Here is a 12,924-nt window from a genome sequence, read left to right as displayed (position 1 = left end):
TTTTACTTAGTTTTGTAGATGGCATCAAAGACGCCAGCATCTGCAAAATGTTTTTTCTGAGCAGAATCCCAAGTTTCCCCTAAATCGGATAGGGAAAATAATTTAATATTGGGAAATTCTTTCGCAGAAGACTTTGCTATTGCGGCATCAATTGGTCTAAAAAAATGTTTTGCGATGATCGACTGTCCTTCTTTTGTATAAAGAAATTCTAAGTAGGTAGTCGCTTTTTCCAAATTGCCTTTTTCTGTAGCAGTTTTGGTAACAACGGCCACAGGAGTTTCCGCTTTGATGGATTCAGAAGGATACACAACTTCTAATGTGTTTTTACCAGATCTTTTTTCCTCATCGAGTGAAAGTTTTGCTTCATTTTCCCAAGTAATCAGAACATCACCAATCCCTCTTTGTACGAAGGTAGTTGTGGACCCGCGAGCTCCCGTATCAAGAACCGTTGTGTTTTGAAAAAGCGCTTTCACAAACTCAGTTGCTTTTTCGTCTGATTTGTATTTGCGTTTTGCAAATCCGTAAGCCGCTAGATAATTCCAACGAGCTCCACCACTTGTTTTGGGGTTAGGAGTGATGATGGAAACTCCTGGTTTTACGATATCATCCCAATCTTTAATTTTTTTCGGATTGGATTTACGAACTAAAAACACAATGGTCGAGTAGTAAGGAACACTATGATTCGGGAGTTTTTTCTCCCAATTTGCATCAATTAACCCTGATTTGGCGGAAATACTATCGATATCGTAGGAAAGAGCAAGACTTACAACATCAGCGTCCAGTCCATCGATGACCGCACGAGCTTGTTTTCCAGATCCACCATGAGATTGTTGGATCGCAAATTCGTTTCCTTTTTTGGCCTTCCACTCTTTCAAGAAGGCTTTGTTAATTTCTTCATATAATTCTCTTGTGGGGTCGAAGGACACGTGGAGGAAAGTGGATTCCGCAGCTAAGGAAGAGAGAATCCCCAAGCTAAAGAAAATGCACAATATGGCAGAAATTCCTGGTTTTATTTTCGAAATACGAGTGTTTATTTTCATTTTTGCGCCCTTTTGTTTAATAAATCAGAATCATCCTCCAATTTAGTGAATTTTCGTCAAACGAAATTTATTTCGTAAAACCAGCTTTTTTCTCTTCCCGACATAAACCAGAAAAGGAAGAAGATAATTCTCTCAAGGAAATCTGGGGAAGTTCGATCCTTAAGGGAGAAGGCACCCTATGAACGTAAAAGTCCCGAACCAAAACGTAATTCAATTCCCCCAAGTAGATTGGAAGTCTTCCAAATCCGGTGGTGCCGAAAACCATTCTATGGCGGTGCGGGAAAGTTTTGGGGAAATTTTGGAACGAGAGTTCCAGGTGCATTCCGAAAAAAAATTACCTGGTTCTGAATACAAAACACTCGGGCGAGAAAAAGAAGAAACACCTTCTCCTTCGGAAATCTCCAAATCGGAAGATATCGCAAAGCAAGGATTAAGTGGTCCTTCGGAATCTTCCGATGAAACAACGGTTGCAAAAGAATCTACATCTTCAGAAGAAATGGAAGAATCTAGTGAAGAAGAAGATTTGGATCGGGATGCGTTGGAGTATAGCCTTGGCCTTGTAACCTCCCATACTGATTGGGACAGGGCGTTAGTTTCTGCAAACCAATTGAATGAACTAACAAATAAAGAAAAAACAGTTTTACTTTCCTTACAAAAATCAGCGGAGAAAACCACTGCTTATTCTCCTAAAGAGGGAACTGCCTTCATCGATGAAGCCAAAAAACTTGCGATGAATTTTTTCCAAACAGAAAAAATGGCGAAGCCAAACGAATCAACATCCTTAAAAACACAAATGCTATTGGAGAAAGATTCTAATTTAGTTCGTTTTCCGAAACAGGATAAAAAATCCTTAGAAAATAAAAAAGGGACTGAAAAGTTAGAATCCTTTGGAGGGAAAAAAGAATCCATCCATTCCGGTTCTGTTGTTTCCGATTTGGTATTTGCGAAAGGAAAAGAAGTGAAAGTAGAAGGAACATCCGTTCCAAGCGAACATTCTGTTCGAAAAACTGAAACAAAATTAAAATCTAGCAAACAACCAAAAAACGGATCGGAATCAGGAGAGGTTTCTTCTGAACAAGATAAACCAAACCAAACTTTAAACTCTGATAAAATGATTCGTTCTCTTGGAGTGAAAGATAAAGAATTTCAAAAACTAGATTCTAAATTTCCTTCGGCTTCTGAAAAACAAAAATCCGCAGAAGCAAACTTAGTTCCCAATATCCAAACGACAACTTCTTCCAAATCAGGAGAAGAGGGTGGCCGTCCTTCTGACGAACGTAGCCCTAAACAAGGATTTACATTGTCTTCGTTAGAATCCAAATCCATACAAAAAGCGGAAGAGATTCGGACTGTAGAAAAACAAACAAAACCTAAAGAAACAAATCTCAAACAAAACATCGACGAACTCATCAAACAAGCTCGGTTTGATATTGTACAAAATGGAAAGTCAAGTGCTGAGATTGTAATGAATCCAAAAGAATATGGAAGGCTAACTTTGAAAGTCACTGTGGACGGTGAGAAGGTGGAAGGACGAATCCTTGTAGAGTCCGAAGAACTTCAAAAATCATTGCAAAACGAAATCCAAACCATCAAAGAAAATTTAAAAGAATCTGGCCTCGACTTACAAGCACTCATCATCGATTTATGGGATGATGGAAGTGGACTGACAGATCGCAAAGAACAAAATGAACTCTACCAAACCATGATAGAAGCGGCCCGGTTTCGCAATTCAGAAAATCATTTGGGTTTAGAAGAATCTTCTGACCAACTTGTGCCACCAAACTTCGAAGAGTCCAAGGCATTGGAATTTTTCGCATAAATCACCAGTCAATATAGAAAAAAAAGAGGATCTCATGCCAGACGGAATGCAAGATATATCAACACAAAACTCGGCTAGAACCAAATACTTTGAAGGTGATAGAACCTTTAATATTCGCAAACATTTGGACCAATTAGAAAAAGAAGAAACAAGTGGTTTAAAGGGAATCGAAATTCGTGAGAAACAAAAGGAACTTGGAAAGGATGATTTTTTAAAACTCCTCCTCACTCAACTTTCTCACCAAGATCCAACAAACCCGGTGCAGGACAAAGACTTCATTGCACAAATGGCACAGTTTTCATCCCTCGAACAGATGAAAAACATTTCTTCTGGAATTGCCAGAATGGAATCTAAACAAAGTTATTCGGTCGTAGGTAAAATTGTTTCAGGACCAGATCTTGTCACGGGTGAAGATGTAACGGGACTTGCTGGTGCCATCATGTTTGACAATGAAGGAAAAACCTACGTTCGTGTGAATGGGAGAATGCTTGATGTTGCAAAAATCAATTTGATTTCTGATCCATCTCTTCTCAAACCAGAACCTGAATTCCAACGTCCGGCGAATGTACCGAATAATACATTAAAAAAACAAGAAGCTTATCAGGATTAATCAAAAAAGGTCGATAGAAAAAGAGAGGATATAACGTTATGATGAGATCACTTTACTCCGGAGTTTCCGGATTGAAAAACCACCAAGTAAGAATGGATGTTATTGGTAACAACATCTCCAACGTGAACACACACGGATTTAAAACGGAGCGAGTTACCTTCCAAGATATGATCTCCCAAGAGTTACAAGGTGCTTCTGAACCAAATGAAAGGATCGGGGGAACAAACCCGAAACAAGTCGGTCTTGGTTCTCTCATCGCTGCAATAGATAAAATTATGACTCAAGGTGCTTTACAAACCACAGGAAAGAACACAGATGTTGCCGTTTCTGGAGAAGGTTTCTTTGTTGTAAAAGATGGAGACAAACAATTTTATACTCGCGCCGGTGCTTTCAACGTAGATAAAAACGGATTTTATGTAAACCCTGCGAACGGATTAAAAGTACAAGGTTGGAATTCTCGTTTGGATGATGCCGGAAACAAATACATCAACTCTGCGGGATCTTTGGAAGACATCATGATTCCTCTTTATTCCAAAGAACCAGCTCGTGCGACTCAAAATGTAGATTTTCAATCCAACCTCAATGCAAGTGTTGCGGCAGTTCCTTCTGATGCAACCGAAGAAGACATCCAACGTTATATCAATGATCCAGACCCTCGTCAAAGAAGAGGCCATGTAACATCAATTAATGTTTATGATGAACTTGGAAACACTCGCCAAATGGGAGTGGAATTTTACAAAATGAGAGAAAACGTATGGAAGATGCGTTTCAAATTGGAAGATGCAAGCCAAGTTTCTGTCGACGTAAGTGGAACGGGTGGAGAGAACACAAAAGTTTCAGGAAACCAAGAACTAGAAGTATCTTTCACGCCAGACGGAAAAATCATCTCCGTTTCTGACGGTGTGGATTCTCAAACCACAGGAAAACTAAAAGCAGATATTTCCTTCCGCATTCCAGGAAATCCAACAGCTCAAAAATTCAGTTTGAATTTAGGAGAAGCTGGTCTTGTGGGTGGAATCACCCAGTTTTCATCTGATTTTACAACAAAAGCTGTGAAACAAGATGGATATCCGATGGGATATATGGAATCTTTTTCCATCGACAACACAGGAACTGTGACAGGAGTATTTTCCAATGGAGTGCGCCAACCACTCGCAAGGATTGCTCTTGCGAACTTTACAAACCCAGCTGGTCTCAATAAAGAAGGGGACACAATGTATAGTTACTCTTTAAACTCTGGAGATGCAAACATTGGTGAGGCAGGAAGCCAAGGTCGTGGAAAAATCAATGCAGGACTCCTTGAGATGTCAAACGTTGACCTCTCTGATCAGTTTACCGATATGATCGTGACCCAAAGGGGATTCCAAGCCAACTCGCGGACCATTGTGACTTCTGACCAAATGATCCAAGAAGTTCTAGGTCTCAAACGATAAGATTTTAGATCGAACGGGGGAAACCCCGTTTTTTCCTTGAGTTCTGCAAAATTCTAATCAAACTGGGTCAAACCAAACGATTTAGAATTTGCAAAACTTGTCTCGCTTTCAAAAAAATACCCTTCTTACTTTTTCCCTTCTGGCATTTGTCGCCTATGCTCCGTTATATTATTCTATTCGGAACGCGATCAAAAAAGAAACCTTACCGGTGACATATGAATCGCCTGACTCAGTTTCCTATTTTAGTTTAGGGGATTGGGAGGTTACCGGAAAAGAATCCGATCCCAAAACTCTTAGGATCCTTTCCGAACTCATTGATTTTGAATTCCAAAAAGTCACTGGGGGAGTTTATCTCGGAAAAAATAACTCTCTCTCCTCGGCAAAAAAACAAAGGACCAATTTTGTTTTGTTGGGCGCATTCGAATGGAAAGAAAAGGGGATAGAATTCACTCCCCGATTGAGTTCCGTTGAACAAAAATCCACTTATTCGGGTAAATCCGTTTTTCTCCCTTATGAAGAACGTGGGAAATTGGTTTCTGTCATTTACCGGTCACTTGCTCATCTTTTAGATGAAACCATTCGGTTGCATCGTTTGATGAAGCGGTCTCCTGAATGGAAATTTCCTTCCGCGGATGAATTTCTTTCCGAATCAGAGTTTGTCAGGTTATCGGAATACGATCCTACATTGTCCTATGAAGAAAAAAACTCATTTCTCAAGTCTTTAGAGTTTCCTTCTGAATATTTGCAATTCTTAAAGATTGGGATCAGTTTAGAAAAAAAGTCGGAGGATTCATTCAAAGAGATTTGGCGTAACGTTGACGGAAATTCCAATCTTTCCGCCTATACGAAGTTTTACGCTGCCAAATACATTGCGGAGTTCTATTTCTTAAAAAAAGAATTTAGTAAAACTATTGAATATGCAAATGCCGCAAAAAAAGAAAGAGAATCTCTGAAAACCGTAATTCATAGTGATTATGCTGATACCATTTCTTTGTTAGGAAAAGCTCTGGTTCTTGACGGAAAAAAAGAAGAAGCTGTATATTATTTAACTTCAGCAAAAAAACTTTATGAAACATTGGGTCTGCTCTTAGATCCAGTTTCTGTGGAAAATTCCTATTTTTACGGTCTTCTTCTTTATGATCTCGCACAACCCGAACTTGCATCCTATGAATTGTCCTCCATTCGAGGAGAGTTTTCAAATGGATTGGATCAAGTTTATTTGGATTTTAATTTGGCAAAGGTATATTATGATTTAAGCAGATACGATGCCGCCTTGTCTTTGTTAAAAGACCAGAGGCAAATTATTATGGATGAAAGTTTAGCCAATCACGACATCGCTTTGTATTCCTATAATTTATATGCGGCTACTCTTTACAAGTCTGGGAAATGGAGCATCGCAAAATCAGTTTGGGAATCAATTGTGAATGCCAAATCTATATATGGAATAGAAGAAAAACCTTATCATCGGTTTGCCCTTTTTAACTTGGCAGTTCTTTCTAAACTCCGAAACAATCCAGAACAAACAGAAACTTATTACAAACAATATGTAAGGTTATCGCCTTATGGACAAATTGTGGACTTACCTTCAGTGGATCGTTTTGAAATTGGAAAGTCCATATATCCTTATACTTGGGATAAACCAAACCCTAATTCTTTTACCGAGTTAGAAGAAAGAACAATCAGGTCGTATACTGGCCGGTATTTGTTTAATGGTCAAGATGAAGAAATCCGAGCAAGGACTTATGAAAATAGATTAGAAGATACAAATTTATTTTTAGATGATTTGTTAAATACGAAGGCCTTTCTTTCTAAACCCATGTCGGCACTTCGTAAAACTTTGTTTGGTGACTTAAAACGATTTGAAAAAGGAAATCAAATTGTATTCTTTGATATTGGGCCAGCTTTAAATCACCCAGAATATCCCGGTGTTACCTCTCTTGCCGTTGCAAAACACTTTTCTGGAATGGAAGTCGTATTATGGGAGTTACCCGGAGAAGTAGATTTATTTTTAAAGAAAGTAAAACCAGAATTAAAAGATAGGCTTTATTCATTCCCGAACATTCGTATCCTTTCTGGAGATGGAGTGGGTGAGTTCCAATCGGTTTATGCAGATCCAAAGAATTGGATCCTTAGAAATCGACCGATTCCTAATCTAAAAGGAAAAACCATTATCATTCGTGCAGCAAACTCCATTGATATCTATGAGCCTTATACAAAAATCCTTCCCCATTTCCTAAACATTGGAAGCGAACTCAAAGCAAACCCGATCCTTTATTTTTTCAACAGAAGTATTCTCTTAAAACCAGCTGGAAAAGAAAAATTCATTCTAATCGGGAACCAATCCATCAGAGGATTCCACCATAATTTTCAAAGTTTGGATCGTAATGGAGAGCCACCGTATTCCATCCTTCCGTTTACTGTCAGTGAGGAAGTAAACCAATGAATTTATTTGAAACAGAGTTTCTCTTTTGTATCCTTTCCGGTTTCTTTTTGTTCCATACACTTCGCCGAATCTCCGAAGAAGGAAAACGTAATGATTTAATTTTCCTATGGACCTTCATTACCGTTTTTGGTTTTTTTATGACTGAAATTTTAAAAAGATGGGGAATCCGTTCAGAAATTTGGAATACAGATTCTATATTTGTCTATATCACAAAAAGTAATCTATTGTTATTTCTGACTCATTCTTCATTGGAAGAAAGATGGTTTTCTTTTCAACCATTGAGAAGGTTCTTCGTTGCGACTTTTATATTTTTGTTTTGGGTTGGAGTTCTATTTGGAATTCATTTTTTTCAAACGACAATCCTTGTCCAAGACAGCACATTGATTTTACCTTTTGCTATTTCTCTCGGTGCTTTAGTCTGGATTCGGGAAATGTTTTGGCCTCTTGAAGAGGTCGGTAAACAAAAATTAACTTATGACGCTTCTCATTTTGTTTACTTAAGTTTACTTCCAGTTGTTTTTCTTGTTTTGTCGCCCTGGAAAGCGGATGTCCGTTTTTATTCCTATGTATCTAACTTTCTTTTTTATGGAATTGTTTCTTCGTTAGGTTTTTTATTCGTTTCGAAATGGAAAAAAGAAGACGTTTCGTACGCATCCGAGATAGGGATTTGGATTGGAACTTTGGCCTTTTCTTCCTGTTTGGGAACAGAAATTTTGGTGGTTCTGCCCTTAGCTTTCCTTTCCGGAATTTTTGGCCGTTTGTTGTATTCTTATTTGGCCTTGCTTCGTTGGTCGGAGTCGGGAATTCGGGGTGTTTTGTCTTTTCTTTACCCGGCAATACTGGGAATATTCGTTCCTTTTTTGCTAGCTGAGCCGAATCTTTGGGTGCATTCACCCTATGTATTGTTAGGGGTTCAGGTTCTCTATTTTTTAAGTTTTTATTTGGTCGCTTGTCTTAGTTTCGGAATCATCCTGCTCTTCAAACAAAAGTAAGATTATTTTTCGAAAAAACAATCGACAGTCGATTTTTTCGTGTCGATAGTATGCCTGTGACCAAATCTTCGGATTCGAAATTCATCATAACGGACGATCCTTTTTTTGAAGGCAAAATTGCCGATTATTCCAAAAAAATCAAAGCCAAGGTTTTGACCTTAAATGAGTTAGATCAAATTGAATCTGACTCAAACGGTCGCATCGCCAAAGTATTATTTTATATCTCAAGGTATGAGTTGGAATCCAAACACCATGAGATCCATCAATTTTTGAAGAACCATCCCACTATCATGTCGAACTTTATAGTGCGAGCTCCCATTGATTATACTGGATACATAGCTTTAAATATAGAAGAGGATTTGTTTTTTACCAATGTTCCTGATGATGCTCCCCTTATCTTTTTAGTTAAGGCACTTGCGAATGCTTTCACTAGTCTCCAGATGGTTGTAGATAAATTTGAACTTCAAAAACGAATTAATGTTTCTACAAATGAAATTTCTAAACTAACGAAAATTGGGATTAGTCTTGCGAACGAAAAAGATTTTACGAAACTTCTTCGTGATATTTTGAATTCAGCGCGGGAAATTTCCAATTCTGATTCTGGTTCTTTGTATCTAGTAGAAAAAGATGAAAGGGGAAATCCTCGCAATCTTAGATTCAAAATTTCTGCATTAGATTTGAATTCCGATGAATTTATTTTACCCATCAACAAAAAGAGCATTGCAGGTTATGTAGCTTTTACTGGAAAACAACTTAATATTCCAAATGTGTACGAATTGTCCGGAAAGGAAGAGTATAAGTTTAACAGTGATTTTGATAAAATGAGTAATTATTATTCGAAATCAATGTTAGTTGTTCCTATGAAAGACCACCACGATGAAGTGGTGGGAGTCATTCAGCTCATCAATCGGAAAAAAAATTTCCAAACCAAGTTGTCATTAGAGGAAATGAAAACCAATTCCATTTTGGAATATGATAAGTATTCGGAAGAATTGGTGATGGCTGTGGCAGGGCAAGCGGCAGTTGCAATTCAAAATAACAACTTGGTTCATGACATTGAAACCTTGTTTGAAGGATTTGTCACAGCGAGTGTATCTGCCATTGAATCCAGGGATCCAACCACTTCCGGTCATTCGTTCCGAGTGGCTCAATACACTGTCGGACTTGCTGAGTCAGTAAACGAGATTCAAACAGGTCGATTCAAAGATGTACATTTTAATGAGTCTCAGGTAAAAGAAATTCGTTATGCTTCTCTTCTTCATGATTTTGGAAAGGTTGGAGTTCGGGAAAAGGTTCTTGTTAAAGCCAAAAAACTAGAAGATTATGAGTTGGATTTAATTCGATGGCGTTTCCAATTTATTTTAAAAGATGTCGAAGCCAAACTGGCTCAAAAAAAAATCGAATACTTAAAGAAACATGGAAACAATGGTTATGCTGAATTCGAGAGATCCATACATTTGGAATACACTTTAGAAAAAGAAAAACTAGAAGAGATGGTTCGAGTGATTTCTGAATCCAATGAACCTTCTATTTTAGAAGAAGGTAATTCTAACTTTTTGGAGGAGATTTCAAAGATGAGTTATCATACCACCGATGGAAGCCAACTAAATCTCCTCATGCCAAAAGAATTTAATTTTTTATCAATTCGTCGTGGTTCTTTGGACTTTGACGAAAGGAGAGAAATTGAATCTCATGTGGAACATACGTTTCAATTTTTATCAAAAATACCTTGGACAAGAGAACTGAAAATGGTTCCTGCCATTGCGCACGGGCATCATGAAAAATTAAATGGATCGGGGTATCCACGAGGATTGTCTGCAGTTGAGATTCCAGTCCAAGCCAAAATGATGGCCATTGCTGATATCTTTGATGCACTGACAGACCAAGACCGCCCTTACAAAAAAGCAGTGCCATTAGAGCGTGCTTTTGATATATTAAAGATGGAAGTCCGAGACCAACACATTGATGGGGATCTATTGGATATCTTTATCGGTAGTCAATCCTATGAAAAAATTCTGCACAAACGATAAATAAAACACGAAAAAAAGTTCGCATTTTCTATCGTCTTTTTATACCGGGACCAGTCTAATCGCTGAGGGTAAAAATGAATTTTAATTTAGCAGGTAGGACCGTGATCATCACGGGAATTACGGATTCTTCTTCACTCGCTTTAGTAATCGCAAAAGAGTGTAAACAGTTGGGTGCCAAACTCATTTGTACAGGACTTGGAAAAACAGAGTTTCACCAAAATCTTTCTGAAGCTGGACAATCTTTTTTAGAACGTACATATTCAGATTTCACAAATACCGTAAAAGTAGAGTTAGGTGATGATACCATTGTATATCCATTAGATGTGACCATTCAGGCAAATATTGATTCTTTTGCTGATTTTTTAAAATTGAATCAAATAAAAATTCATTCCGTTTTACATTCCATCGCAATGGATAAGACAATTCGCCAAGGAAAAGTAAAACCCATCATGACAATAACACGAGAAGAATTTATGGATGCAATGAATGTATCTGCATTTTCGCTTCTTGCTCTTACGCAGAGTCTTTACCAAAGGGATATACTCGCCGATGAAGGGTCGATTGTTGCTTTGAGTTATTTAGGAGCAGAGAGAATTGTTTCTCATCCTTACAAAAATATTGGAATAGCAAAATCTGCTTTGGAGAGATTAGTAAAAGAAATGGCGATGGAATTAGGAAAGGAGAAACAAATACAGGTCAACGCAATTCGATTTTCTCCTTATCGAGCCAGTAAAGCAGGTTCTGCAATCGAAGGACTTGAAGAGGCAGAATCAAATTGTCATCTTCTTTCCCCTTTAGGAAATGCTTCAGCAAAAGATTTAGCAGAAGAAGTGGCTTATTTGTTTCGACCAGGAAACCGTATCACAGGCGAAATACGGCATGTGGATGGCGGTTATCATATCCGTGGGTAAAATTATGAAAACAATTGTTTGATCAAACTTTCGAAATGATTTCCTCTTTCTTCAAAGTTTTTATACAAATCAAAACTGGCTCCTGCCGGTGAAAATATCACCGACAAGGAGTTTGGTTTATTCTCTTTCTTTATAATAGTCGGAGAATCAATCGTATTCAAATGAAGAGTTGAATCTATTTTATTTTTTAGATCGGTAACAAGAGTGGGAAGGTCTGAAAAATAACGAACAGGAAGTCCAGTTTTGTCAAACTCAGATTTCCAAACTTCCAAAGCCTTCCCATAAACCCAAATAGGACAAGCTAATTCTTTCCATCTTTTTAAAAAAGGCTCGATGGGCTCTGTTTTTGGAATCCCTCCTAAAATCAAAAACAATCCATCCTCTTTTTTGAATCCTGAAATTCCCGAAAGCATGGAATGTAGGTTCGTCGATTTTGAATCATTGATGAATTGGATTTCTTTATATTGATTTTTAAATTCAGTACTATCGATTTTTCTGAATCGGTGTGGAAGTCCGGTAAAGGATTCAAAACTGTTTTGAATTTCATTTGAATTCATTCCCATTGATTCACTAAGAGCAATGGCAAAACATAAGTTCATTAGGTTGTGTTTCCCATTCAGTGGGAATTTGGAAGCATCATAAATATGATTTGGTGTGTGAATTTGATTCGGATTTAAGCTTACATAGTAGTTTTGACCTTCGCCAATAAATTGTAAGTTGGAATATTCTGAAGGTTGATTGGAGAGGAACTGTAAAAAGTTTGGATTGATGAATGATTTGTGAAGAGGATTTTCTAAATTTTGAATTTTCCATTTTGCGTTTGCATAGGATTCCATAGTTTTATGTCGTTCCAAATGGTCTGAAGCCAAATTGAGAATGGCAGAAGCAGTTAATTCTAAGTTAGGTGAATCGTCCAATTGGTAACTGGAAAGTTCTAATACCACTAAATCAAGGGGCTCTAAACAAAAGGATGAAAAAGGAACTCCAATGTTTCCTCCCATTTTTGAATTGGGAAATTTGGATTTCAGAATATGGTATGTTAGGGCTGTTGTTGTTGATTTTCCATCCGTTCCCGTTATTCCAATGATTGGTCCTTTGTAAAAAATGCGTGCCAAACAAATTTCGCTTAAAATCGGAAGCCCTTTTTTTTTCGCTTCTTCTAAGATCGGATGTTCGGGGAGGATGCCTGGGCTTTTGATGATACAATCAATCCCTTCCAGTCTTTCCTGTGGGTGATTGTCTGACAAAACAGAAACATACAAATCTGAGTTTGCTTTTTCTGGAAACTTGTCTGCCAAGAGGGATCGTTTTCCCAAAGAAGATAATAACTTGGCGGAGGAATCACCAGAGGATCCGCCACCTAAAATAAGGAAATTTTGGAACTGCTCGAGGTCGGAACGTGTAGGAATGGATTCAGAAAACATTGATTGACACTCCGCTAAAATACGATGATTTTGTAAAATCATATCAGGTGGGTAAATCGGTGCTGAAACACGAAGTGAAAGACGGAAAACTAGTCGTTTATCTGGAAGGTCGATTGGACGTTTCTGTGGCAAATGAAGTGGAAGAGGGCCTTATGGAACTCATCGATAATGCTGGACATCGAAAGGTCCTCTTAAATATGAAAGATGTCGAATATATGTCTT

9 protein-coding genes and 1 pseudogene (1 of these 10 cut by a window edge) are annotated in these 12,924 nt (G+C 37.9%); 8 read left to right on the top strand and 2 right to left on the bottom strand.

What is annotated here, in order from left to right; genetic code table 11:
- Positions 1-2: 2 nt before the first annotated feature.
- A complete protein-coding gene (locus CLV96_RS05105) occupies positions 3-1,040 on the bottom strand; it encodes a sulfate ABC transporter substrate-binding protein (protein ID WP_004788427.1) in 1,038 nt (345 codons plus the stop codon).
- Between the two features lie 178 nt (positions 1,041-1,218).
- Between CLV96_RS05105 and CLV96_RS05100 the strand changes: the two genes are divergently transcribed.
- From CLV96_RS05100 to CLV96_RS05070, 7 genes and pseudogenes are all read left to right on the top strand, one after another.
- The gene (locus CLV96_RS05100) at positions 1,219-2,859 is read left to right on the top strand and encodes a flagellar hook-length control protein FliK (protein WP_004788314.1); all 1,641 of its coding nucleotides are present in this window, start codon (positions 1,219-1,221) and stop codon (positions 2,857-2,859) included.
- Positions 2,860-2,905: 46 nt separating this feature from the next.
- Positions 2,906-3,439: pseudogene (locus CLV96_RS05095) on the top strand (flagellar hook capping FlgD N-terminal domain-containing protein); the annotation flags it as partial.
- 68 nt (positions 3,440-3,507) lie between these two features.
- Positions 3,508-4,902 carry a flagellar hook protein FlgE gene (flgE, locus tag CLV96_RS05090; RefSeq protein ID WP_004788893.1) on the top strand — a complete coding sequence of 465 codons (1,395 nt, stop codon included), beginning with the start codon at positions 3,508-3,510 and terminating at the stop codon, positions 4,900-4,902.
- A gap of 97 nt (positions 4,903-4,999) precedes the next feature.
- Positions 5,000-7,345 carry a tetratricopeptide repeat protein gene (locus CLV96_RS05085; protein WP_208325384.1) on the top strand — a complete coding sequence of 782 codons (2,346 nt, stop codon included), beginning with the start codon at positions 5,000-5,002 and terminating at the stop codon, positions 7,343-7,345.
- Positions 7,342-8,337, top strand: a complete 996-nt coding sequence (locus CLV96_RS05080; RefSeq protein ID WP_004788864.1) for a hypothetical protein — start codon at positions 7,342-7,344, stop codon at positions 8,335-8,337. The genes CLV96_RS05085 and CLV96_RS05080 overlap by 4 nt, the downstream gene beginning before the upstream one ends.
- A 50-nt stretch (positions 8,338-8,387) precedes the next feature.
- Entirely contained in the window at positions 8,388-10,367 is a 1,980-nt protein-coding gene (locus CLV96_RS05075; RefSeq protein ID WP_004788972.1) for an HD family phosphohydrolase, read from the top strand.
- A 74-nt stretch (positions 10,368-10,441) separates the two neighbouring features.
- Entirely contained in the window at positions 10,442-11,278 is an 837-nt protein-coding gene (locus tag CLV96_RS05070; RefSeq protein WP_004789175.1) for an enoyl-ACP reductase FabI, read from the top strand.
- A gap of 2 nt (positions 11,279-11,280) precedes the next feature.
- Here CLV96_RS05070 and murD read toward each other — a convergent pair whose 3' ends face one another.
- A complete protein-coding gene (gene murD, locus CLV96_RS05065; protein WP_004788333.1) occupies positions 11,281-12,702 on the bottom strand; it encodes a UDP-N-acetylmuramoyl-L-alanine--D-glutamate ligase in 1,422 nt (473 codons plus the stop codon).
- A gap of 59 nt (positions 12,703-12,761) precedes the next feature.
- Between murD and CLV96_RS05060 the strand changes: the two genes are divergently transcribed.
- Positions 12,762-12,924 carry the beginning of an STAS domain-containing protein gene (locus tag CLV96_RS05060; protein WP_002971981.1) on the top strand. 170 nt of this gene lie beyond the right edge of the window, so the window shows 163 of its 333 coding nt (coding positions 1-163); it begins with the start codon at positions 12,762-12,764; the stop codon falls past the right edge of the window.

The organism is Leptospira meyeri, assembly GCF_004368965.1.
Lineage (GTDB): Bacteria > Spirochaetota > Leptospiria > Leptospirales > Leptospiraceae > Leptospira_A > Leptospira_A meyeri.
The sequence above is the reverse complement of the archived record's forward strand: the minus strand, read 5'-3'. Positions and strand labels throughout refer to the sequence as shown.